17 protein-coding genes are annotated in these 24,433 nt (G+C 44.2%); 8 read left to right on the top strand and 9 right to left on the bottom strand.

Going from position 1 to position 24,433, the window contains the following annotated elements:
• Nucleotides 1–470: 470 nt before the first annotated feature.
• From LX69_RS08580 to LX69_RS08560, 5 genes are all read left to right on the top strand, one after another.
• A complete protein-coding gene (locus tag LX69_RS08580; RefSeq protein WP_111445493.1) occupies nucleotides 471–911 on the top strand; it encodes a hypothetical protein in 441 nt (146 codons plus the stop codon).
• Nucleotides 912–1,179: 268 nt separating this feature from the next.
• Nucleotides 1,180–2,145 carry an NAD-dependent epimerase/dehydratase family protein gene (locus LX69_RS08575; protein WP_111445491.1) on the top strand — a complete coding sequence of 322 codons (966 nt, stop codon included), beginning with the start codon at nucleotides 1,180–1,182 and terminating at the stop codon, nucleotides 2,143–2,145.
• A gap of 18 nt (nucleotides 2,146–2,163) precedes the next feature.
• Nucleotides 2,164–4,107, top strand: coding sequence for an LTA synthase family protein (locus LX69_RS08570; RefSeq protein WP_111445489.1), 1,944 nt, complete (start codon nucleotides 2,164–2,166; stop codon nucleotides 4,105–4,107).
• A gap of 121 nt (nucleotides 4,108–4,228) precedes the next feature.
• Nucleotides 4,229–5,230, top strand: coding sequence for an NAD-dependent epimerase/dehydratase family protein (locus LX69_RS08565; RefSeq protein ID WP_111445487.1), 1,002 nt, complete (start codon nucleotides 4,229–4,231; stop codon nucleotides 5,228–5,230).
• A gap of 28 nt (nucleotides 5,231–5,258) precedes the next feature.
• On the top strand, nucleotides 5,259–7,103 hold the full coding sequence (locus LX69_RS08560; RefSeq protein WP_111445485.1) for a DUF3413 domain-containing protein: 1,845 nt from the start codon (nucleotides 5,259–5,261) through the stop codon (nucleotides 7,101–7,103).
• A gap of 426 nt (nucleotides 7,104–7,529) precedes the next feature.
• Here LX69_RS08560 and LX69_RS08555 read toward each other — a convergent pair whose 3' ends face one another.
• The 7 genes from LX69_RS08555 to LX69_RS08520 all read right to left on the bottom strand — a co-directional run bounded on the left by LX69_RS08555 (nucleotide 7,530) and on the right by LX69_RS08520 (nucleotide 16,982).
• Nucleotides 7,530–8,081, bottom strand: coding sequence for a glycosyltransferase family A protein (locus tag LX69_RS08555; RefSeq protein WP_111445483.1), 552 nt, complete (start codon nucleotides 8,079–8,081; stop codon nucleotides 7,530–7,532).
• On the bottom strand, nucleotides 8,078–9,052 hold the full coding sequence (locus LX69_RS08550) for a glycosyltransferase family 4 protein (RefSeq protein ID WP_111445481.1): 975 nt from the start codon (nucleotides 9,050–9,052) through the stop codon (nucleotides 8,078–8,080). Before LX69_RS08550 ends, LX69_RS08555 begins: the two co-directional genes overlap by 4 nt.
• 3 nt (nucleotides 9,053–9,055) lie before the next feature.
• Nucleotides 9,056–9,991: a glycosyltransferase family 2 protein gene (locus LX69_RS08545; protein WP_111445479.1), complete on the bottom strand. Its 936-nt coding sequence runs from the start codon at nucleotides 9,989–9,991 to the stop codon at nucleotides 9,056–9,058.
• On the bottom strand, nucleotides 9,988–10,932 hold the full coding sequence (rfaD, locus tag LX69_RS08540) for an ADP-glyceromanno-heptose 6-epimerase (protein ID WP_111445478.1): 945 nt from the start codon (nucleotides 10,930–10,932) through the stop codon (nucleotides 9,988–9,990). Before rfaD ends, LX69_RS08545 begins: the two co-directional genes overlap by 4 nt.
• Nucleotides 10,933–11,188: 256 nt before the next feature.
• Nucleotides 11,189–13,285: a glycosyltransferase gene (locus LX69_RS08535; RefSeq protein ID WP_146260691.1), complete on the bottom strand. Its 2,097-nt coding sequence runs from the start codon at nucleotides 13,283–13,285 to the stop codon at nucleotides 11,189–11,191.
• A gap of 571 nt (nucleotides 13,286–13,856) precedes the next feature.
• Nucleotides 13,857–15,056 (bottom strand): pyridoxal phosphate-dependent aminotransferase, encoded by a 1,200-nt coding sequence (locus LX69_RS08525; protein ID WP_111445472.1) that lies wholly within the window; start codon nucleotides 15,054–15,056, stop codon nucleotides 13,857–13,859.
• Between the two features lie 1,470 nt (nucleotides 15,057–16,526).
• Entirely contained in the window at nucleotides 16,527–16,982 is a 456-nt protein-coding gene (locus LX69_RS08520) for a MarR family winged helix-turn-helix transcriptional regulator (RefSeq protein ID WP_111445470.1), read from the bottom strand.
• A 656-nt stretch (nucleotides 16,983–17,638) separates the two neighbouring features.
• On the opposite strand from LX69_RS08520, the gene LX69_RS08515 reads away from it, so the two are divergent.
• Nucleotides 17,639–18,550 carry an exonuclease/endonuclease/phosphatase family protein gene (locus LX69_RS08515; protein ID WP_146260690.1) on the top strand — a complete coding sequence of 304 codons (912 nt, stop codon included), beginning with the start codon at nucleotides 17,639–17,641 and terminating at the stop codon, nucleotides 18,548–18,550.
• Here the strand turns inward: LX69_RS08515 and LX69_RS08510 are convergent.
• Together LX69_RS08510 and LX69_RS08505 are read right to left on the bottom strand one after the other, a co-directional pair.
• Nucleotides 18,495–19,274 (bottom strand): DUF2797 domain-containing protein, encoded by a 780-nt coding sequence (locus tag LX69_RS08510; RefSeq protein ID WP_245934976.1) that lies wholly within the window; start codon nucleotides 19,272–19,274, stop codon nucleotides 18,495–18,497. The genes LX69_RS08515 and LX69_RS08510 overlap by 56 nt on opposite strands.
• A 23-nt stretch (nucleotides 19,275–19,297) precedes the next feature.
• Complete coding sequence (locus tag LX69_RS08505; protein ID WP_111445464.1) at nucleotides 19,298–20,560, bottom strand: peptidase U32 family protein; 1,263 nt, start codon at nucleotides 20,558–20,560, stop codon at nucleotides 19,298–19,300.
• 626 nt (nucleotides 20,561–21,186) lie between these two features.
• Between LX69_RS08505 and dnaG the strand changes: the two genes are divergently transcribed.
• Entirely contained in the window at nucleotides 21,187–23,148 is a 1,962-nt protein-coding gene (gene dnaG / locus LX69_RS08500) for a DNA primase (RefSeq protein ID WP_111445462.1), read from the top strand.
• 18 nt (nucleotides 23,149–23,166) lie between these two features.
• Nucleotides 23,167–23,700, top strand: coding sequence for a pyridoxamine 5'-phosphate oxidase family protein (locus LX69_RS08495; protein ID WP_111445460.1), 534 nt, complete (start codon nucleotides 23,167–23,169; stop codon nucleotides 23,698–23,700).
• Nucleotides 23,701–24,433 lie beyond the last annotated feature (733 nt).

Raw genomic sequence — 24,433 nt, 5'->3', positions numbered from 1 at the left:
TTCATCTATCGAGCTTTGGTGCCCAAAGGCACCATAAAAAAGCTTGAAAGGTCAAGTCCGATATGATTTTGAGACATGAGAATTGGGAGAAATGATTGCAAATCACTAACTAAACGACATTGATTTTCGACTCAGATAATACCCCTTAGTTTTCATCACCTTTAACACACACAGATGATACCGACTGATTGGAAGAAGTGATAAGCACAGTCAACACCTTTAAGCAATCACTTAGTGTAGCACAGAAGTTTTCAACAAACACCCGATCACAACTTGCGCATTGATATTTTTTTAATATTTTTAACACCCCAGAGAAAACGAAATCAATCACCGTTGATCGCATGTGAAGAAAGAATGATTGAAAAGGGAAAACACATTCATCCAAACAAATAACGGTTACAAAACAGCCGTTGAAAACAACACACCACGGTGTATAATTCCTATTTATTAATCGTTAAACTTTAATTCACATGAGAAAAAGATTCTTTATTGCATTTGCAATTGCGCTCTTCGCCGGCTTATTTGCCACATCTCAAACAACCCAAGCCAAGGGACTCTTTATTTATGGCACAGCCGACAAAATGGATAAAGTGGCTGAACTCCCCGATAGCGAAGACTATCAAACCACTGAAGGCCAAAATTTTGACATGGGCGTGAAATATTCCATTTTCCACATCTTTTGGATTCCGCTTTGGGTCACTCAGGAAGCTCAACCCTGTGGCTACATCGACGGCGACAACTATGTGGAACTGACTCAAGAAGACGTGGATGCCATCGCGCAAATCAATGAAATTGACATGAGCGGAAAGGTCAAGGCTTCGTTTTGGAACAGCATTGGCGGTAAACTGATCTTTGGATTAATTCTTCTAACGCTTCTGATCATTTACGCAGCAAAACCAAAAACGGCTTAATGCCTCTACAATATTCCTAAAAGCCGAACCAACCCGTTCGGCTTTTTTATGCTCCAATAGTGAACTCGCTATTCCGCAATGTTGTGATGAGTTTAATGATCATTTCCACGAATTAAACGAATTGAATGACTTGCATTCGCAAGTCATGGAAATATCATATTTGTTTTTCTATTCGTGTCATTCGTGCAATTCGTGGATTCCGAACTTATCAAAACAGACTCAATAGTGTGCCAAAAAAGCTATTTTTGCACTTCGGACATCTATCATCATGCAAAAAATTCTCGTCACCGGAGCTGCCGGATTCATTGGCTATCACTTATCGTCGTGGTTGTGCAAAAATGGTCACCAAGTCATGGGCATCGATTCGCTCAACAACTATTACGATGTAAATCTGAAACTCGACAGAATCAACCAACTTCGCCGTGAATCACACTTTTCGTTTCGACCGGTCAACATTTGCGACAAACCCGAACTCGATGCCCTTTTTGCCGCGCAAAAATTTGACGTGGTGATCAATCTGGCGGCACAGGCCGGGGTGCGCAACAGCATCGAAAAACCTTATGCTTACATCGACAGTAACCTCATCGGGTTTATCAACATACTGGAGGCTTGCCGCCACAACCCGGTGAAACACCTCATTTTTGCCTCATCGAGCTCCATCTATGGTAATTCCGACCGGATACCCTTCTCCGAAGATCACATCACTGATGCACCGGTGTCGTTGTATGCGGCCACCAAAAAAGCCAATGAGCTGATGGCTCACAGCTACGCTCACCTCTACGGCATCCCAACTACCGGGCTCCGCTTTTTCACAGTCTATGGCCCCTGGGGACGTCCCGACATGGCCTACTTCTCATTTACCAAAAACATCATTGAAGGAACACCCATCAACGTCTACAACCATGGCAACCAAATGCGCGACTTCACCTATGTGGATGACATTGTGGAAGCCATGGGAGCCCTGGTATCTAAAGCGCCCGAACATAATATCCCCTTTAGAGTGTGCAACATTGGAAACCACCAGCCGGTGCGACTGATGGATTTCATCAACACCCTGGAAAACATCATCGGCAAAGAAGCAAAAAAAATCATGCTCCCCCGCCAAAGCGGTGACGTTGATGCCACCTACGCGGATGTCACAAAACTTACTCACCTGGTGGGATTTCAGCCAAAAACGGATATTGAGGAAGGACTTTCTCAATTTGTGAATTGGTACAAAAAATATTATCAATAATTTATCAACATTGTATCCATGATTTCCAAAAGGAAAGCAAACATTAATCTGGTTATTATTTACCGGCTACTGATTGTTTTTGTGGCCTATGCCATTTGTCGTGCCCTGTTTTTAGCCTTCCATTATCAGGCCTTTGAACCGCTCAACGCGACGGCATTCGTAAACATTTTTATCGGTGGTTTTCGGTTCGATGCGGCCGGCATCATGTACCTCAATGCGCTGGTTATTTTGGCGTCGGTCGTCCCATTCCAATTCAGACATAACCCTTCTTACCAAAAGATTGTATTCATCCTGTTTGTGGCATTTAACCTGATAGGGTTCGCACTCAACATTGCTGACATCGGTTATTACCCATTCACCAAAACTCGAACCACAGCCAGTGTGTTTGCTCAATTTTCAGAGGAAGCCAATAAGCTGAAACTGTTTTCCCAATTTTTAATTGACTACTGGCATTTGCTCGTCATCTTCATCACAATGGCAATCCTGTTCGTGTTTGCGGCATCGCGCCTCACCACCGGCTTGCCTCACATCAGGCACAAGGGTCGTTATATTTTGGCCTCATCGCTCTTAATTCCAATATATATTTTCGTGGTCATTTTGGGCATCAGGGGTAATCTGCGATCGGGTGCCAAACCCCTGTACCTGAATGATGCTGCTGCTTATGCCGAATCTCCGTCACAAGTCCCACTCATTCTGTCCACGCCTTTTTCGGTCATTCGCACCCTTGGCAAAATGAGCTTTGAAAAGAAGAATTACTTTAATTCCGAAAAAGAACTTGAACAATGGATGAACCCCATTCACGTACCCGACTCCACAGCGACATTCGATGCAAAAAACGTGGTCATCATCATCCTCGAAGGATTTGGTCGTGAATACATCGGCGCCGTAAACACGCTGCCCAATGCAGAACCATTTGTGAGTTACACGCCGTTTTTGGACTCGCTGTTTCAACAGGGCAGGGTTTATCAACATGCTTTCGCCAATGGTAGGGTTTCAATTGAAGCACCCCCAGCCATTTTTGCATCCATCCCCAGCTTATCGATGCCTTACACACTATCGCAAAACGCGAACAATGAGTTGAAAAGCTTGATTCATTGTTTGGATGAGAAGGGGTATCATTCGGCTTTTTTCCACAGTGCCGACAATGGCACCATGCGCTTTGATGCGTTTATGAAAATGGCCGGTTTCGATCAATATTTTGGCCGTACAGAGTACAACAACGAGAAAGATTTTGACGGCATGTGGGGCATGTGGGATGAAGAATACCTGCAATACTATGCCCACGAAATGACCAAGATGCCTCAGCCCTTTGTTACAAGTGTGTTTACGGTGACTTCACATCATCCGTTCTCAATTCCGGAACGTTACCACAACAAATTCCCCCAAGGCCATTTACCCATGCACAAATGCATCGGGTACACCGACCACGCACTACGTCGCTTTTTTGAGAAGGCCAAACAGATGCCGTGGTACCATAACACGTTATTCGTTCTGGTGGCCGACCATGCGTCCATCCCCTGGTATGATGAGTATAAAACTTTGCCCGGTGAATTTGCGATTCCTCTCTGCTTCTTCGCCCCCGATGGCTCAATCGCTGCAACCAAGGACACAACCACCGTGGCCTCGCAAATTGACATCATGCCCACCATTATGGACTTGTTGAATTACAACAAACCCTATTTCGCGTTTGGAAAATCTCTCATCAACACGCCACCCAATAAGAACTTTACAATTTCGGCCAATAAAGATCGGATGCAGATTTTTCACAACCACCTGATGATGGTGAGGGAACATGAAACCATTTTGCAGTGGATGGATCTTGAAAAAGGATACGTGGCACCGAATCAAAAATTCACCCCCGAAATTGAATCCATGGATTCATTGATCCAGTATGGAAAAGCTTTTGAGCAACAATACTATAATCGTATCATTGAGAACCGGATATATATGTGTACTTATTGAGCCGTTTTGAATCTATGTTCTCCATGACAGATCAACATTTCAAACAAGACATTGCATAGACCAACCAGCCTCTCTTAAATTATAATTCCCGTCACCTAAACAACACGATACAAACAGTCTTATGTCAAAAATATTAGTCACCGGTGCAGCCGGATTTATCGGATATCACTTATCCTCCCTGTTGTGTCACAACGGCCATACAGTAATCGGTATCGATTCACTCAACAACTATTACGATGTCAATCTGAAGCTCGACCGTTTACAAACTCTTCGCAATCAGCCCCTTTTCTCATTCAGATCCATCAACATATGCGACAAAACAGAACTCGACGCACTGTTTGCAAATGAAAAATTTGATGTGGTCATCAATCTCGCGGCTCAGGCTGGAGTACGCAATAGCATTGAAAAGCCTTATTCTTATATCGATAGCAACCTGATTGGGTTCATTAACATTTTAGAAGCCTGCCGACACAATCCGGTGAAACATCTCATTTTTGCTTCATCCAGTTCCATTTATGGCAATTCAGAGCAAATTCCCTTTTCGGAAAACCAAATCACCGATGCCCCGGTATCGTTGTATGCGGCCACCAAAAAGGCCAACGAGCTGATGGCACATAGTTATTCACACTTGTACCAAATTCCAACTACCGGGTTACGATTTTTCACTGTGTATGGTCCTTGGGGACGACCCGACATGGCTTATTTTTCTTTTACAAAAAACATCATTGAAGGTACACCAGTAAAGGTATTTAACAACGGTAATCAAATGCGTGATTTTACTTATGTAGATGATATTGTAACGGCCATTGGTGCATTGATTGACAAAACACCCGAAACCACTATCCCTTTTAACGTGTTTAATATTGGGAATCATCAACCGGTAAAACTCATGGATTTTATAACCACACTTGAAACTATTATTGGGAAAAAAGCCAATAAAGTGTTTCTACCACGACAAAGTGGCGATGTGGATGCCACTTATGCCGACATTTCAAGATTAAACACACTCGTTGGATTTCATCCGCAAACCAACATCAAAGAAGGGCTCTCGAAGTTTGTAATGTGGTACAGAGACTATTATAAAATCAACTCATATACCAACATATCACAACAGGCTGATTGAATAATTAATCAATAATCCATTTTTAAATATGTCGCAACGTATAGATATTATTAAGCAAGGTGCTTGGTTCTTTTTATTCAATACTCTTATTCTACTCTTAAGTGGATACAAGTATTTTCAATATTTTGCTGATTGTAAAAGCACAATCACATTCATTTATTTAACAGTCACAACACTTAGCCACTTTGCTGCGATTTCATTCATTCCCTACTTACTTATTTTCGTGCCCGTTACACTACTCTATCCTAAAAAGAGTGTACTTTGGGTAATAGCTGGTATATTAACAACAGTAACATCTCTGTTTCTTTTAATAGATAGTATGGTCTATAATCTCTATCGATTCCACATCAACCGTTTTGTATTAGAATTGATCTTTGGAGGTAATGGCAATCAGATATTTGAATTTCAATACTATCAATATATAGTATCAATCATTGGGGGTCTCATTTTCATATCAACAATGCTTTGGGCATCATATAATTTTTTCAACTGGTCAAAGTCGTTGTCACTTCTTGGGGGGAAATTGATAACAATCACTCTACTGATCTTCATGTTAATGAGCCATTTTATTCACATGTGGGCTGATGCAACCAATCATTTTTCAATCACGCGCTCATCGCGTACCTACCCACTTTATTTTCCTACAACAGGCAAACGACTTATTGCTAGCCTTGGATTGTCTAATTCTACGACAGATAACACTTCTTCAAATCTTTCATTCGATGATGAATCAAATGGATTAAACTACCCTCAACATCCAATTATGATTGACTCCACAGCCAATACCAATATAGTATTGATATTAGTGGATTCGTGGAATCCCTGCACATTTGATTCTATAACGATGCCCAACATTTACCATTTTTCAAAAGAGTGTGAAGTATATCATCAACATTACAGCGGAAGCAATGGCACCAGAACAGGGTTGTTTTCTTTATTCTATGGCATACCCGGACTTTATTGGGACGCTATCCTTTCAACACAAACTTCACCTGTTTTGGTAAATATACTACAAAAAAATCATTATCAGATCGAAACATACACAAGTGCATCATTAACCAATCCTCCATTTGATCGCACAATCTTTAGTAAAGTAAAAGGACTTCAGCTAAAAACTGAGGGAGAAAGTGCAACCATCAGAGATTCTATAATTACCATGCAATGGTTGAACAAACATCAATCAAAATCAGATTTTAAGAACCCTCTATTTAGTTTTTTATTTTATGATGGACTTCATGCAATTTCGCATCCAAAGTCATTTAAAGGACCATATCAGCCTGAATGGGAATATGCGAAATATGAGATTTTAAACAATGATATAGATCCCACACCTTTCTTAAATCTTTATAAAAATTCAGCTAATTATATTGATTATTTGATAGGTAAAATTTTGCAGCAACTAAAAGACAATGGTTGTCTTGAAAATTCATGGGTCATTATCAGCGGAGATCACGGACAAGAGTTTAATGAAAATAAAAAGAACTACTGGGGACACAATGGCAATTATAGCCCTGCTCAAATGCAAGTTCCTCTTATGATCCATAAGCCGCTAGGTAAAAATCGTAATTATCACCATTGGTCAAGTCATTATGATCTGGTACCGTCTTTAATGAATGATATTTTTAAGTGTCAAAATCCCATATCAGATTATAGCATGGGTAAATGCCTGAATGACTCTTCAAAACGAGAATGGATGCTGGTTGGTAGCAACGATAACTATGCAATTCTGGAGCCAAATCGTATTACGAGTATTTATTTTAATGGCACCTTTGACATCACTGATTCACATTTAAATGAAATTCAGGATGGCCAAATAAATACACAACTGTTCAACAAGATATTGTTAAAATCAAAAATGTTTTACAAACAATAACATGCAACTTTACAACAAAAGTAAAAACAACATTGAAGAATCGAAGACCAATCTATCACAGATGATCGTTACATGAAAAATGCAATTATTTTAAATAATTACAACTATTCACTTATGAGACAAAGCACAAACAAAATTCGTTTTTACGAAGATACACTTAATCGTATATGCTACTTATATGAGTCTCAATTATTGACTGTGTTCAACAACTATTCAGATATAGTATACTGATGATTTATTGACCTTTTAAAATTAATTTATTTCAAACAATAATCACAATAACGCATTAACATCTTACAAAACCAAAATTTAAAAATAGTTTACTATGTCCTAGTTTACCCCTAGCTAGTTTTTTTTCTAAAAGCCCTTTATTAAAACTACTATCCCTAACCAGATGATGCGTATCAACATCCTTAGACACAAGAGTTAAGCTATTTCTAAACGATATTTTTTCACACTAACACCATTCAATAAAAGCCATTTCAAAAAAAACTCATCATCATAGCCATAATTGCCACAAAATTCTTCGTCATATCCATAACAACCGAAAAAAGTTGATCGAGAAATGACAAATGTATTGGGATGACTCCTAACTTTAATACCATTATGATCCTTTCTACGAAACAAATAAACCCTGTTTTTCCAAAAATTTTTTTTGAGTAAATATTCAAATGTCTTTTCTGAAACTCGATGATCTAAATCAGTCATTAGTATATAATCAGTTTTGGCAAAAACAGCACCAAGATTCCTCGCTCCAGGTTGATTCCACCTAATATCTTCATTAATCCGATACAATCGAATATTCAAATTACAGTCACTAGGTATAAGAACAGGAAGTGGTGAACAATCATCAATAAAGATAAAATCAACATTGCTTGTTATACTTGAAGAATAAGTACTATACAAATCCAAAAGATCAGATAATGCATTGCTATCCTTCGTGAAATACAAAGGAACTATATATGTTAATCTTTTCATGTCAATATATTTTTCAAAATTCGATTTGCTAATATTTCCCAATCAAAATTTTCAATCTCTTTTCTTCCGGCTTTAGCCAAACGAACTCGTAACGCTTCGTCTTTCATTAATCTCTTAATGGCCCGTGCCACAGAAAACGAATTGCGTCGAACAATTAACCCCGTTTGCTCGTGAAATAAAAAATCATTGGTTCCTGATTTTGTGGCTATCACAGGAATGCCACAAGCCATTGCTTCAACAGATGTATTTGACCAACCAGCTTTTTTTTCTGGTGCAACAAAGACATTGGCACGTTGAAACAACTCAGGATTTTTATCTACCGGATGGTTCTGTACAAACTCAAATGGAACTTTAGCCGTGAATTCGGCTATAGCCTTCTTCATTTTTTCATCCACAGGAGTATCAAACAACAATAATCTGACATTGGGGTTTTTCTTATAAATTCGCTCACAAGCCCTTACCACATATTTGGTGCCTTTACGTCCTTCGGTCAATCGTCCATAAGCCATAACTACAAAGGGTTCATCTAAATCTCTCTCTTTAAATATTGGCGTTTGATATAACTTTGTGTTGATCCCTCCAAAAGCCTTAAATGCTTCAATCCCAAACTTGCGTTTTGCCAAATCGTACATATTGGTAGAATTGGCAAACACCTCAATTTCTTTAAATTTTCTAAAAATCCGCAGATTTTCGTTTCCTCTTACAAAATAAAATATTTTTCTTCGCGCTTTCGCCTGAAGGACAAGATTTAAATAACGTGGTTCAGTAAAAAAAAAGGCATCGAATGAATACTTATCTATTTCTGAAAACGAACAAATGTCTCCTTTAAAGTCAAACCAATTGGGGCGATCACCCTTTTCATTAAATACAATAAACTGATGTCCATGATCAATAAAGATGTTTCCCAATTCAAAAAAACGCTTTACGCCACCATACAGTTTTGAGTGGGGAAGGATGACTGCTAATACCATGATTTACATATTAAATTGACGATCAACCTGACCGGTTTTACTTAACGAACTAATCACTCTCTTTATTCGACTCCGCAGTTTTGAGTTTTGGGCGCGCTTATCAGCTTCCTCCAAATCAATTTCTCCACTGAATGGTGCTCCCCGTTGAAGAATATACTTGGTTAATGTGGATGATGTGATGCCCCACTTATTCAAAAACTGTTTGCTCCCATTGTTTCGTTTGACACGTTGAGTTGATTTTGATCCGAAATGATATACCTTACTTTTGGCAACCCCTTTAAAGTGAGTTACACCGGCTTTAATAAGTTTCATCGAAAAATCTGGATCTGAGTACATACCCGGAAAATACTCAACACTATAACCTCCAACTAAATCCCAAATATGTTTGTGTACAATATTGGGGGGCCAGGTCGCTCCATTCCAATCGTATGATGGAAGATTTTGATATTCATCAAGTAATTTTTCCTCTTCAAAATTGAAGGGGTCACGACCATAATCGTATGGTGCAATAATTCCCGGATGAGGAGACGGTGTTGGTTCAATCATTGTCGATGACAGAAAAAAATAGGGATGGTTTACTTTCGCCACTTCTTCCCATAAAGCCAAATCCCATTTCGGTAGGACATACATATCATCGTTCATATAAACAATGTAATCTGTCTTCACCAAACTTCGGCATGCATTAATGGCCCAACAAACCCCGGCATTATTTTCACTATGTGTAAAATCATAGCCCTGAGCCTGAACCCACTCTAATGACCCATCATTACCCTCATTCACATGGATGATAATCTGATGTTGAAAGTGTGAATGACGTTGTATGCTTTCGATGCATGTCTTTAAAAATGAAAGATTGTTCCAAGTTGGAATAATAATTGAAAACTTCTTATCTGTTGCAGGATTGTGATTATCAACCCATCGAATCAGTTTGTTGTTCATACATATAAATATCCGTTTCCCTCTTTCAATCTCTCAAAATACTTCCTCATCCCCTCTTCAAGTGAATGAAACTTGCCATGAAACCCGGTTTCCATCAACGCAGACATATCGGCTTGCGTGTAGGCCTGATATTTGCCTTTCAGATGATCGGGGAAAGGGATGGTTTCAATGGAGCAACTGCCATGCAACGATGCAAAAATGTGCGCCATGTCCATGAACGAACGGGCTTTGCCGGTGCCACAGTTAAATATGCCACTCTCTCCCGATTGAAACAGATACTTCACCACCTCCATCACGTCATCAATAAAGATGAAATCGCGCAAAAAGGTATCGCTACCCTCAAAAACCTTGATATGCCCGTTGTCACGAGCCTGATTGAAGAAGTGAAACGGCACCGATGCCATGCTACCCTTGTGATTTTCCTGATAACCGTACACGTTGAAATAACGCAAGCCTGCCACCTGGCTGTTGTGCTTCTCGGGGTTGAATACCCGACGAACGTAGTTGTCGAAAATGAACTTAGAAAAGGCATAACCGTTGAGCGGATACTCACAGGCTGGCATTTCTACAAAACCATGATCCCCATTGCCGTACACCGAAGCGCTGGAGGCATAAATAAAATCGATTTGATTGGCAAGGCAATGATGCAGCAATGTTTTGGAATACTCAAAATTGTTGCGCATCAGATACGACGCATCACGCTCAGTCGTGGCCGAACAAGCCCCCTGATGAAAAATGGTCGACACCTTGGGCAAAGTGGGCAACAGGCCGAGAAAATCGTCCTTCTCAACATAGTCCGCAAACTGTAGCCGATTCATGTTAAGGTACTTGTCGGACGTCCCCAAGTGGTCAACAATAATGATATTGGTAAAACCCTGCGCATTGAGACTCTTCACCAGGTTGCTCCCAATGAACCCTGCCCCTCCGGTAACGATGATCATATTTGTTTAGTTTATTTTTATATCAAGCCCCCAAAATCCCCCAAAGGGGGACTTTGGAGTTGTTTAATCCCATTTACACTCTTACACTTCTCCACTTCTCCACTCTTCCACTCTTACACTTCTCCACTTCTCCACTCTTCCACTCTTACACCCCTCCACTCTTACACCCCTCAACTTCTCCACTCCTCCACTCCTCCACTCCTCCACTCCTTACATTTACAAGCTTTTCCATTTTTGCCACAAAGATAATCAATTATCAGCGCCCGGTCTCCATTGGCAACGCATTCAAAATCGCATCAATGCCAATGTCACCACACTTAAAATGTCCCTGCGGACACGCCCGCTTGCCATGCAAGCCACAAGGGCGGCATGCCAATGAATGATGGGTTTCGAGTACCATGGCATCGTCCGACAAGGGCGTGTAGCCAAAAGCCGGTACCGTAGAGCAAAACATGGCACGCACCGGCGCATTCATGGCCGAACAGATGTGCAACGGTGCCGAGTCGTTCACGAAATTCATCTGCGCCCCCTTCATCAAGGCTGCAGAACGCAAAAAACTCAATTCACCCGCCCGGTTTACCACGTTGGGATGACGCGATTGTTTCTTCAATTCTTCACATACTGCGGCATCGCCCTTGCCTCCGGTCAAAAAAATGGTGTGGGTGTATGGCAGGGCATCCATCAGCTCTACCCATTTGTGAAAGGGATACTGCTTGGTGAACCACACCGATGTGGGTGCCATCACGTAATATGGTGCATCATGCTTCACCGCCTCAAAATCGGATGGCTGAGGATACATACGGGGCATCTCGAATCCCGGATCGGTTAGATGATCAATCAACTTGAGATTACGGACCACCTCGTGCTCCGATGGCCCGCTGCTGTGCATGCGGTGATCGATGCGAAAGGTGAAGAAACGCGAAAGACCATTCTTCTTAAAACCGATGGTCTGGCGCGCACCCGACAATGCCGTGATGATGCCGGTGGTGGAATAACGCTGAATGTTCACCACCACATCGTAACGCGTGCGACGAATCCGTCGGATCAGATGAAACAACTGACGATACTTCCCGCCTTTTTTGTCAAACACAATCACCTCGTTCAACAGCGGATGGTGATCGAGCAACCCTTCGTTGCCTTTGCGTAACAAAAAGTCGATTTTGCAGTCGGGGTAAAAACGACGCAGCTTCTCAACCACCGGCGTGGCCAAAATCACATCGCCAATAAAAGCCGTTTGAATCACCAAGCAGCGTCGTGGGGCACGCGCTGAGACTTTCTCCTTGAGATAATTCTCAAGATTCGTCACCATGGCGTCCACCGAAAACATCGCATCGACACGCAACTTGGCTTTGTCAATCATGGGCTGGCAACTGTCGAGACTCAACACATCCACAATGGCCGCCGCAAGCGCCCGGCTATCAGCAGGGGGCACAATCACACCTGCACCGTCGACCCCGATGAGTTCCTCCACGCCATTGACACGCGTGGAGACCACCGGAACCAGGTTCATCATCGCCTCCATCACCACGTTGGGCATCCCTTCGAAAAGCGAAGACAACACAAAAAGTGACGATTGACGAAACAATGGAGCCAGATTTTCGTGAAAACCAACCAGAAACACCCGCCCCGACAATCCAAGCGCATCGATCAACTGGTTCAACCGTCCTTCTTCTTTCCCTTTTCCGGCAATGAAAAAATAAACATCGGAATGTACCCGACACACATCACGGGCTGCTTCAATCAGATATTCATAGCCCTTTTGTTTGGACAAACGCCCACCCGATAAAACAATGCGAGGCGTAACCTCCGTACGTGGAATCCATTGGTGAATATCAATAGGTTCGTCAACAGGCACAGGCGGTTCCACGCCATTGTGAATCACTTTTACAAAATCGTCCCCCCACCAGCCATACGAGTCATACTCTTCTTTGATGGTGCGCGTGTTGGTAATGATGCCGTCACAAAAATGCTGAAACGACCATTTGTATTTATACGAACGATGAATTAACTGTACCCCCTGACGACTCAACACCACCGGATGACCCATAAATGGCGACACAAAACCGGCAATACGCACATCCCGATTCTGACAACCAATAATGACATTAAACCGCTCCTTTAAACCCTGACGCCATAACTTCCAGGCACCGGTGACACTAAAATCGGTGTAAATAGGCAAATGAATGGTATGCAAGCCTGCTGCTGCAGCTTTGAGCGCGATCATTGAACCCTTACGACACGCAATAACTACATGATGTCCCCGGGCATTCAACCCGGCAGCCGCTAAAAGCATCCACTTCTCTCCTCCGCCCCACTTGGTGCGCCCGATGGAATTTATCAATAAAATATTCACAAAAACTATATAATTATAAAATATGAGCTCAGTAAACAACCTTCAAAACATCACGAAACCAAAAATGCGCCAAAAGGTCGATACCTTTAAACAAATACAAATTAACCCATAATAATTGAATTGACATAAATCAGAATGACCTTACAAAAAATTTCAAAATCCACCCAAAAGGGTCTTTACAAACAATCTTACGCTCAATAAATTGGGGCGATTCAATCACAACAAACAACACAGCACAAACAAATAAAGCATTTAAACAGATTGAATACAAAACCTAAAAATAAGCACTCTCCCCACGCAACCTCAACCATCATCCATTCGTCAAATAAAAATAACCCCATCAAAAAAAAACGCAACACAATGAAATCTGTAACCCAAAAAACTGCTCAAAAAATTTCGCTCGACATCCCACACCGTTTCCTCGTCTTTCAAGGCGTCATTATTTTGCTCATCCTCATCTACGCCTTCTCATAACGACCCCAATAGCGACCATTGATTCGTGAAATTTGCAAATTAAAAAAGGCCGTCGATCACCCGACAGCCTTGTATATTATTTCGTTTCGCAACGCAATCAAATCGTTCTTCCGGGATAGGCCTCTAACGCTTTTTCGAGCACCACCAGTGCATTGGCCAAATCCGTCCGATTCAACACATAAGCGATGCGAACCTCGTTAACCCCCAAACCCGGTTGACTGTAAAAACCGCTGGCCGGCGCCATCATCACGGTCTGACCCTGGTATGAGAAATCACTGAGAATCCACTGGCAAAACTTCTCGGAATCGTCTACCGGCAAACGTGCCACGGTATAAAATGCACCTTTAGGCATGGGCGAATAAACCCCGGGAATTTTATTCAATCCTTCCAACAAGAAATTGCGACGGGCAAGGTACTCATCATACACCTCCTTGAAATAATCCATGGGCGTGTCGAGCGATGCCTCGGCAGCAATCTGTCCAAACGAAGGAGGACTCAATCGCGACTGTCCAAATTTGAGCGCCGCTTCTACCACTCGCTTGTTTTTGGTCACCATGGCACCAATGCGCACACCACACTCACTGTAGCGCTTCGACACCGAGTCAATCATTATCACGTGCTGGGAAATATCTTTCAACGACATGGCTGAGATATGCGCCTGCCCGTCGTAACAAAACTCACGGTACACTTCGTCGGAGAACAGAAATAAATCATGCTTCTTCACCAAAGCTTCCAGCTTTTGCATCTCCTCGGCCGAATACAAATAACCGGTTGGATTATTGGGGTTACAGATTACAACACCTCGGGTACGCGGCGTAATCAGTTTTTCAAACGCTTCAATGGGTGGCAACGCGAACCCATCCTCGATGGTCGAAACCAATGTGCGAACCTGAATGCCGGCCATCACCGCAAAAGCATTGTAGTTAGCATAAAAGGGCTCGGGAATAATGACCTCGTCTCCCGGATCGAGACAACTCATAAATGCAAACACAAACGCCTCTGATCCTCCGGTCGTTATCAGAATATCGGAATAATCCACATCCATGCCAATGGCGTTGTAACTCGCCGCCAACTTCCGACGATAGCTCTCGTTGCCCGCCGAGTGGCTATATTCAATCACACTCAGATTCGCAGTGCGAATGGCGTTCAACGCCACCTCCGGCGTCTTAATATCTGGTTGGCCAATGTTGAGGTGGTAAACTTTAACCCCTCGTTGCTTGGCTGATTCTGCATAAGGCACCAGCTTCCGGATCGGCGAAGCGGGCATCACAATCCCTCGGTTCGAAATTTTTGGCATTCCTGATGATTCTCGCTATTGATAGTTTCAATCAAACTTATCCGACAGTTGATAACTTGATTATTCAATGAAGTGATGACACAACACAACAGGGCACGGATTAACACACCCAATGCGGCCTACAACCCTCTCATTGACAAATCAAAAGCTCCTTATTTTACCGCCGGAACGTTCGCAAAATTTGGCTTGCAAGATACTCATTTTCAAACTTGCTTACCACCTCATGTCAATAATTTCAGCCAAGTTCTGCCTAACTGCTCACACATAAAGTAAACCTAGCTCCAACAATCAAAACAAACAGCTCACAATCAAATACATTAATTAATATTAACCCGACAAATAAAAGTCAATGCCGTCTAGTTAAAAGAATAGGCTCTATGTCGAATCCTGTGGATAAACAAAATATGAAAGCACGAAATCAACACAAGGTAACTAAGCCGCCTTTGGAAACGAGCCCTGGCTAACACTTCGATACACAGGAGTTGATTATTGGCGAGTTCCATCTGACCAATTGAAAACAAATAATATACAGATGAAAATGGCGTTAAAAAAATCATAGGCCTGAGCGTAAAAAAATATGCGCTGTTTGAGCTTGCGAGTTCGCAGATTTTAGCGAAGGCCTATGATTTTTAGCCATTTTACGTCAGCGGCGGCCTTTTTTAGCAAAGCTGATTTTTGCAACGTTCGGCATTGACAAAACAGTTTGCACAATGCTCTCACTTAATGCAAAAATTGCTTACTTTTTGGGGCTGTAGCCAATTCAGCGGAGCTCAGCGACGCTTAATCATGAGGGCAAATGAAAACAAACACTTGCCGAATTAAAAGTAAGAGCCCGCCCGGCTCGAGGGCACGAAATATAGGTTTGAGTGAATACATACGATTACCCATATGAATCAGAATAGAGCCAAAGAATAAGACATTGAGACAATGAGAATGAAATGAAAAAGATTATAAATGAGTTCTTGGGCCTCATAAGTCTTTCCGATCTATCTGAAGCTTAACAATTTTCTTGTCTTTCACCCTAATAACACAAACGATACGACATTGAAAAAAGCACAAGAGTTCAAATACGCTTCCTGCAAACACAACGAAACCAACCCCGAGCCACTCTACCATATTACTCTTTTGAGTCATCTGCTTTTTTTACACAAACGCAAGGCGTTACAAAGTAACTCAGCGCCTTTAGCCTCAGCGTTTATTCCTTCTACGATGTAACTCTTTTGTGTTATCTAATTTTTTATTTGAACTAGGGGGGGGGGGGCAAAGCTTCATCAGGATGATATGATAAATCAAAATAAAACTCTGTGTCCCGGTGTCTCCGTGTTCACTAAAAACTATTATATAACAATTTTGAGTTATCTGCTTTGTTATTTAAACGCATGGCGTAACAAAATAACTCAGCGCCTTCGCGCCTTTGCGTTTATTCTGACTCTGTGTTCGCTGAAAACTCTGGGAAAACAGGAAACTGATTTATGGCTCCTCTCCCTTTAATGCATCCAAAAAATCTCGAATCTCCTGCATCAACCTCATGGCTTTGTCGATGGGATAATCCACCTTTTCGACCAACTTCATCGGAATTTGAGCTGCCTCCTGCTGCAAGGATCTTCCGCGATCAGTCAATGTCACCAATACCCGACGCTCATCTTCTTCCGAACGTGTACGCACCAACAAACCAGACTTCTCCAGGCGCTTTAGCAATGGCGTAATGGTATTGGTATTGAGCATCAACTGCGAAGAGATCTGCCCCACTGTCAAACCATCCTTCTCCCACAGCACCATCATCACCAGATACTGCGGATAAGTCAACCCAATAGTGTCGAGCAAGGGCTGATAGTGTCGCGTTATAAGCATCGACGCGGCATAAAACGGAAAACACAACTGATTAGACAGCTTCAATTGTGGATACGATGGCTCTGGGGATTCCATGGCTTATATATGTTTTGAACCACAAAGTAACAAAAAGTTCCGCTGAAACTTCTTCCCCTCAACGGTTCTCATCCTCCCTCACTGCAACTCAGTGTCAGTTCTTAGCTGGTTACACTGAGAAATATGAGTTAACACTAAGATTCACAGAGTTTTAATATTTCTCACCGCCCCTCATCTTCACTCACTGCAACTCAGCGTCAGTTCTTCATCGAAAAAAGAAGAATAAACGCCAAATCACACTGAAACTTCTTCCCCTCACCGACTCTCATCATCCCTCACTGCAACTCAGCATCAGTTCTTCGTCGATTACGCTAAAGAAGTTGAGTGAACACTGAGCAATCTGCATTTTTTATTCTAATACAAGCAGTTAACAAAACCAAACAGCGCCTTAACCACCGCGTTTACTTGCTCATCTTCATTCATCGGAAACGCTGTATTTCAAACAATTCGTACAGTTCGCGCAATTCCCGGACAAAAAAAACGAAGCCATCAACCCGACCACTATCATTATGATAATTCCGAATTTTTAACTCAAAAAATTCTCGAAAATCGTCACTAAAATATGACGATCCACGTAACACATCCCAACGTCACTTTTTGAGTGCATTAATTTTACCATCATCTAACGAGAAGATTGGGAACTCATGCGTGTGAAAATGAAAAAATATCTGCAGCTGTTATTGATCATCTTCGGGATGACGGCCATTTCAGGATGTCTAAAACCTCATGGGCTAAGGGTCATGTCGCTGTTCCTACCCGATCATCAACCCGATGGCCAAACCATCTCATGGAACAACTTAAAATCAAAGACGTTATCACTCATCAACGAGTCCACCCCCGATCTCATCGGCTTACAAAACATCAGCAAGTCGCAAATAAACAGCCTGATGCTCGACATTCCTCAATATACTTTTGCGGGCGACAAACGTTTCTCTACCACTCACTCGAAACCATTCAACCCGGTTCTTTACAATGCGAATCAACTGGACGTCATTGCCCGTTCTGAATTCCGACTTTCCGATTCTATCATGAATGCGCCTTCTATCGTCAGTTGGCTCAAGTTGCGTTACTTAAAAACCGGACACATCTTTTACCTATTCAACACATCCTTTTCCGACTCATCAACGATGGCTTCCGAATCGTTAGCACTACTCAACCACATCCGCATCATTGCCGGCGATGCTCCGGTGGTGGTCACTTCGGCACTTCAGGCACAAACAGCCCAGGCCGTTTCAGAAAAACTGAGCCGCAATTACAGCAATGCCATCCCGTTAAAGGAAATCAACACATCTCACAAATCCTCAACAACACTTGAATCGGTGATTAGCAACCACATCTTCATAAATAGTTATTTCAATGCCGCGCGCATAAAGAAAGATGCAGCACCACGCGATGGGGTGTTGGTCTGCAACCTCCGCCCCGTCATAGCCGAATTATCGTTTATCGAACGGCAGAACAAACAACCGGGTGATGCCGGTCGTCTCCATGAAGAATCGAAAATCAGAGCTACCCTCAGTCATCAATGGTCTCAACAACAACCAAGTAACCCCGGTGACGGCGCACATTGAGTGCCCAATGGTGATCAAAAACCAGGTATTGCCCCCGCACAGCCGTTAACACGCCTTCAACAACCGATTGCTTGTCAAAGGTCACCTGCGCCAACATCTCGGGTAAAGCACCCGCATATGGGTAACTCAAACTCGTCACCTGATCGTTCCCGCTCACGTATCGTCGTAATATCGGCGGTAACAAGGCTGCTGCCCGCTGTTTCTCAACCAATAGATCGCCTTCATCATGTACCCCTTTCAACATTTGCTGCCACTTGGTCTTATCGGGATAATGTTGCTTCAAAAACACCTCAATCACTCCCGCGATGTGTCGGTTAGGCGTCTCACACAGCACCACGGCCGACGAGGCTCCCTGATCGATCCATCGTATTGGAACCTGTGTGTGACGGGTCACGCCCACCTTAATGTTGCCCGACATGGCCAGGTACACCACGTGCGGAATGAGGCAATGAGCTGTGGCCCACGACATGTCGCGCGCTTCGCCCAAATGGGCGCGGCATTTCTCGGGCGACAACACGCACGCATCTGCCTCCGGAACCGTGGTGAAACAGGGATAACAAAAACCCTGACCGTATGTTTTCGGTATCGTCTTGCCGCACGACACACAGCGGATGCTGTGCATAAATGAAACTCGCAAACGACGTCCCAACAAAGCATTCACATCCACCAGCACGTCATCAAGCGGCAACTGATAATGCACCAGCCCCTCTAATCGTGCCGCCATTTTCTCAATATGTCCCTGCCACCTCATTGTTGCGGCACCTCCCGGGCATCAACCAACAAAAATACTTTATCGGAACGACGAACTTTTTCGGGTACCGGCATCGAAAATCGCACCCCTTTATCGGCGACATCCACCGGCTGCAAATCCACTCGCAGCTCGCCAATGACCAGCTCCATAACCCCGGTGGTAGGACCGGTGATCAGGATGGTGTCACCCTGATTGGCTCCGCGGGTCTCCAACAATATCTCAGCCACACCAAGCTTTGGAAAATAGTTCGTCACCTTGCCCGCGTAAACCCGCTTGCGCGTGGCCTTGTTGCCATAATTCTCGGTCCACTCACCCATGGTCTGTCCCATGTAGTAACCATCCCAAAAGCCACGATTGAATACGGTCGACAAACGCTCGTCCCAAACAGCCACTTTTTCAGGTCCGAACGTCCCGTCAATGACAGCAGCCACTGCTTCGTGATAACAACTCACCACCATCTTCACATAGTCGGCCGAACGGGCGCGCCCTTCTATTTTAAGAACTCGCACGCCGGACTTTAACACCGTATCCAAAAAACCAATGGTTTTCAAATCCTTGGGCGACATGATGTATTCGTTATCAATCTCAAGTTCGTTGCCCGTCTCCTTATCCGTGACCACGTACGAGCGACGGCATGTTTGAAGGCAGCCGCCCCGGTTGGCCGATGAGTTGTATTGATGCAAACTCAGATAACACTTCCCCGACACGGCCATGCATAACGCGCCATGCACAAACATCTCAATCCGAATCAATTCCCCCGAAGGTCCTTTAATCTGTTGTCGCTCAATCTCTCGATGAATGGCTGCGACCTGAGTCATGTTGAGCTCACGCGCCAAAACCACCACATCGGCGTAATGACTGTAAAACTTCAAGGTCTCTATATTTGAGATGTTTACCTGGGTAGAAATGTGGACCTCAACGCCAATCGACCGCGCATAATGAATGGCTGCCTGGTCGGCGGCGATAATGGCTGTCACACCGGCCTCCTTGGCCGCGTCAATCACATCGCGCATCACCGGCAGGTCATCATCATACAGCACCGTATTGACCGTCAGGTATGTCTTCACCCCATGTTCCCGTGAAATGCGCACAATCTCATGCAAATCGGCAATGGTGAAATTGGCCGACGACCGGGCGCGCATGTTCAACTTCTCAACCCCAAAATACACCGAATCGGCACCTCCCTGAATGGCCGCCATCAACGACTCATACGAGCCCGCCGGCGCCATGATCTCTATCTCCTGACGTGTAAATGACATATTCTTTGATTATCAGCTCTGAATCAACGCCTTATTTCAACGTCCTCATCGCCTCTTGTGAATGGTGCAAAATTATAAATTAACAACCGTTACTTCCATATAACTCTCACAAGTTATCTGCATTTTTATTTGAACACAGAATGCGATCTTCATCAAACACACTTCATAAATAAAAAACTCTGTGCCCCCGTGTTGTCTACTATATAACTCTTTTACCGAGTGGCACTGAGGCTTCTTCTCCTCACTGGATCTTATCTTATCTCACTGCAAATCACTGTCATTTCTTAGTTAATTAGGCTCAAGAAAATGAATGAACGCCGAGTAAACTGAGATTTCTTCTTCTCACCGTCTCTCATCTGACCTCACTGTAGCTCAGTGTTAGTTCTTAGTTGATTACGCCAAGGAAGATGAGTGAATGCTGAATTATCTGCATTGAGGTTTAAGGTTTTTCAAACTTACATCTTCACCTGAAAAAACGCTGAACCCTGTGTCTCTTCTAAGCTTATTGACAACAACGCCTCATCTAATTCTAACCATAACTCTCGTTAATCGAATCACATCCTCAACCATCAAACATCCATCCCTCCCAAAAAAATTCTTGCATATAGAATTTGTATCTTTGCACCATGATTGACCAAAGTACCATCGACCGGGTTATGGATGCTGCCCAGGCGCAGATTGTGGACATCGTTTCCGAGTTCATCAGTCTCAAACGCCGTGGAACCAACTACATCGGCAACTGCCCATTCCACAACGAAAAAACGCCCTCCTTCATGGTCTCTCCGGCCAAGGGCATCTTCAAGTGCTTTGGTTGCGGCAAAGGAGGTAACGGCCTCCACTTTGTCATGGAACACGAGCAGCTCACCTTTGTGGATGCCATCCGTTACCTGGGCAAAAAATTCCACATCCCCATCGAAGAAACCGAAGTCTCCCCTCAACAGGAGATGCTTCGCAACGAACGCGAAAGCATGATGGTGGTCAGCTCTTTCGCTCAAAAATTCTTCGAAAACACCATGTTCCAAACCGACGAAGGTCAATCCGTCGGGCTGTCCTATTTCCGTTCCAGAGGCTTTCGCGATGACATCATCCGCAAATTCCAACTCGGCTATTCTCCCGAAGAACGCGACGCTTTCATCAAAGAAGCACTCAAAAACGGATTCAAACAAGAATTCATCGAAAAAACCGGCCTCGGAATCTTCAAAGACGACTATCGCGCCGACCGGTTCAGGGGACGCGTCATGTTTCCCATTCATAACCTCACCGGTAAAGTCATTGCATTTGGCGGTCGAGTCCTCAAAACCGACGCCAAAACCGCCAAATACCTCAACTCCCCCGAATCCGACATCTACCACAAAAGCCGTATCCTTTACGGCATATACCAGGCCAAGCAGGAAATCGTTAAACAAAACCGGTGCTTCCTCGTCGAAGGTTACACCGACGTCATCTCCATGCACCAGGCCGGCATTACCAACGTGGTCGCCTCGTCGGGCACAGCCCTCACTCAGGATCAAATCCTGCTCATCAAACGCTTCACCCCTAACATCACCATCCTCTACGATGGTGACCCCGCCGGTATCAAAGCCGCCCTGCGCGGTATCGACCTCGTGCTCGAAGAAGGCATGAACGTCAAAGTCCTGCTCCTGCCCGATGGCGACGACCCCGACTCCTTCTCCCGAAAGATGCCGGCCGAGCAGCTCATCGAATACATCAACCAACACGAAACCGACTTCATCCGCTTCAAAACCGGACTCCTGCTCCAGGATGCTAAAAACGACCCCATTAAGCGTGCATCCCTCATTCAGGACATCGTCAAAACCATCTTCACCATCCCCGACCCCATCGTCCGAAGCGTTTACATTAAAGAATGCAGCAACCAACTCGACGTGCAGGAACCGGTGCTATATGCCGAACTCACCAAACTCACCCGACAAAAACGCGAACAGGAATCAAACCGACAACCGATTCAACGACCCGACGAACCCCCGGCGGACCTCTTTGCGCCGCCCGATGTGTTCGCTCAAGCGCAATCAAACATCATCGACAACAAATTTGAAATCGAGGAACGCGAAGTACTCCGATACCTCGTCAAATTTGCAAACTTCCCGCTCACCACTACTCCCGAAGGCGACATGCTTTCCGTAGGCGAATTCATCGTGCGCGAACTCAAAATCGACGACCTCCAAAGCACCAACCCCACCTACAACCGTATGCTCGACATCTTCTCCAATGCCCATAACCAGGGCATCCCCGTCACCGACATGCTCTTCATCAACCACACCGACGTCAACGTCGCCCAAATGGCCTCCGACCTGGTCAGCCGACAACACCAATTGAGTAAAATACATGCGCGGTTTGGAACCCCAAAATCCGAAGAAGACCTCCTCACCGAAATCGTCCCTAAAGTCGTCCTCGAACTCAAAAACAAAAAAGTCATCCTCCTGTTAGAAGAAAACAGCAAACAAATCAAAAAAGCTCAGGAAGAAAAAAATATCGACCGACTCATGCAACTCATGGTCGAAAACCAAAAATGGCAAATCGTCAAAAAAACGCTCGCCTCACTCCTCGGCGGCCGCATCATCGTTAAATAACTCTCAAAAAACATCCCCATGCAAACCATCACCCACTCCGACCCGCAAATCATCGAAGCCGTCATCCGCCAAAGCGACATCTGTTTCATTGGCGTGGCCGACTTCAACAACACTCCCTACGTGCTGCCCATGAACTTCGGCTACCTAAACAACACCCTTTACCTCCACTCCGCCCCCCACGGTCGCGTCATCGACATCCTCAACCAAAACAACCAAATCTGCATCTCTTTCAGCATCGATCACCAACTCGCCTTCCAACACCCCAAAGTCGCCTGCAGCTACCGCATGAAAGCCAAAAGCGTCGTCGCTTTCGGACGCGTTCAATTCATCGACGACCTCAACGAAAAACGTCAAGCCCTCAACATCATCATGGGCCAATACATCGACCGCGAATTCTCATACAACGACCCCGCCGTCCGCAACGTCAAAATCTGGAAAGTCCCCATCGAATCCGTCACCTGTAAAGAATTTGGTGCTCCCCACGACCAATACAAAATCCAACGCGGCATCGAAGCCCTCGTCAACCACAAAAAACAACCAAACGATCAATAATTTAATTCTCTCTCAATAACTCATAAACCCTCAACTCCTACACCCTACACCCCCACTCATCCGACACACCTTCCGACGGTCGTCTGAAACACCTTCAGACGACCGTCGGAATCATATTCCGCTGCCCGTCTGACACACCTTCCGCCTTCAATCGCCCTTAACTCCCCCCCTAAACTCCTCCACCCTAAACTTCTCCACTCTAAACTTCTCCACTCTAAACTCTTCAACTCATCATCAGGGCGTTCCCCTCCGGGTCGGGCTTTCCGCTACAAGTCCTCGCTAAGGCTGCGGGCTTTCCGCTGCAATCCCTAACGCCAAGTACCCACAAGCACCCCATTCACACCCAGCCCACACATCAAGCCCCCAATCCAACTCAAAAAAAACTCCGTGCCCCTCCGCGCCCCCTCCGTGTCACTAAAAAACATTACACCGAGCCACTGAGAATTCTCCGAGCACCACAGCGCAACAATTCGTGTAATTCGTATAATTCGCGGTTAAAAAAAACGCCAAATCTCCCCCAATCCAGCTCAACTTAAAACTCCGTGCCCCTCCGTACCCCCCCCAGTGCAACTCCGTGTCATTAAAATTTACCGAGCACCATCGAGCAACAATTCGTGTAATTCGCGTAATTCGCGGTTTAAAAAATCTTCTCTACCTGATCCCCTGTGCACTTCGCGGATAAAAAAGTCTATAACGCAAAAAAGCCAGCTGATTACTCAACTGGCTTTTCTAA

Origin of the sequence: Breznakibacter xylanolyticus (assembly GCF_003254275.1) — a bacterium.
Classification (GTDB): domain Bacteria; phylum Bacteroidota; class Bacteroidia; order Bacteroidales; family Marinilabiliaceae; genus Breznakibacter; species Breznakibacter xylanolyticus.
The sequence above is the reverse complement of the archived record's forward strand: the minus strand, read 5'-3'. Positions and strand labels throughout refer to the sequence as shown.

Bases quoted from the DNA above. Each gene is read 5' to 3' on its own strand.
- dnaG (WP_111445462.1), top strand. From the start codon at position 21,187: ATGATTGACCAAAGTACCATCGACCGGGTTATGGATGCTGCCCAGGCG.
- LX69_RS08580 (WP_111445493.1), top strand. From the start codon at position 471: ATGAGAAAAAGATTCTTTATTGCATTTGCAATTGCGCTCTTCGCCGGC.
- LX69_RS08575 (WP_111445491.1), top strand. From the start codon at position 1,180: ATGCAAAAAATTCTCGTCACCGGAGCTGCCGGATTCATTGGCTATCAC.
- LX69_RS08510 (WP_245934976.1), bottom strand. From the start codon at position 19,274: ATGGCGGCACGATTAGAGGGGCTGGTGCATTATCAGTTGCCGCTTGAT.
- LX69_RS08560 (WP_111445485.1), top strand. From the start codon at position 5,259: ATGTCGCAACGTATAGATATTATTAAGCAAGGTGCTTGGTTCTTTTTA.
- LX69_RS08565 (WP_111445487.1), top strand. From the start codon at position 4,229: ATGTCAAAAATATTAGTCACCGGTGCAGCCGGATTTATCGGATATCAC.
- LX69_RS08550 (WP_111445481.1), bottom strand. From the start codon at position 9,052: ATGGTATTAGCAGTCATCCTTCCCCACTCAAAACTGTATGGTGGCGTA.
- LX69_RS08505 (WP_111445464.1), bottom strand. From the start codon at position 20,560: ATGTCATTTACACGTCAGGAGATAGAGATCATGGCGCCGGCGGGCTCG.
- LX69_RS08545 (WP_111445479.1), bottom strand. From the start codon at position 9,991: ATGAACAACAAACTGATTCGATGGGTTGATAATCACAATCCTGCAACA.
- LX69_RS08515 (WP_146260690.1), top strand. From the start codon at position 17,639: ATGAAAAAATATCTGCAGCTGTTATTGATCATCTTCGGGATGACGGCC.
- LX69_RS08525 (WP_111445472.1), bottom strand. From the start codon at position 15,056: ATGCCAAAAATTTCGAACCGAGGGATTGTGATGCCCGCTTCGCCGATC.
- LX69_RS08570 (WP_111445489.1), top strand. From the start codon at position 2,164: ATGATTTCCAAAAGGAAAGCAAACATTAATCTGGTTATTATTTACCGG.
- LX69_RS08520 (WP_111445470.1), bottom strand. From the start codon at position 16,982: ATGGAATCCCCAGAGCCATCGTATCCACAATTGAAGCTGTCTAATCAG.
- rfaD (WP_111445478.1), bottom strand. From the start codon at position 10,932: ATGATCATCGTTACCGGAGGGGCAGGGTTCATTGGGAGCAACCTGGTG.
- LX69_RS08555 (WP_111445483.1), bottom strand. From the start codon at position 8,081: ATGAAAAGATTAACATATATAGTTCCTTTGTATTTCACGAAGGATAGC.
- LX69_RS08495 (WP_111445460.1), top strand. From the start codon at position 23,167: ATGCAAACCATCACCCACTCCGACCCGCAAATCATCGAAGCCGTCATC.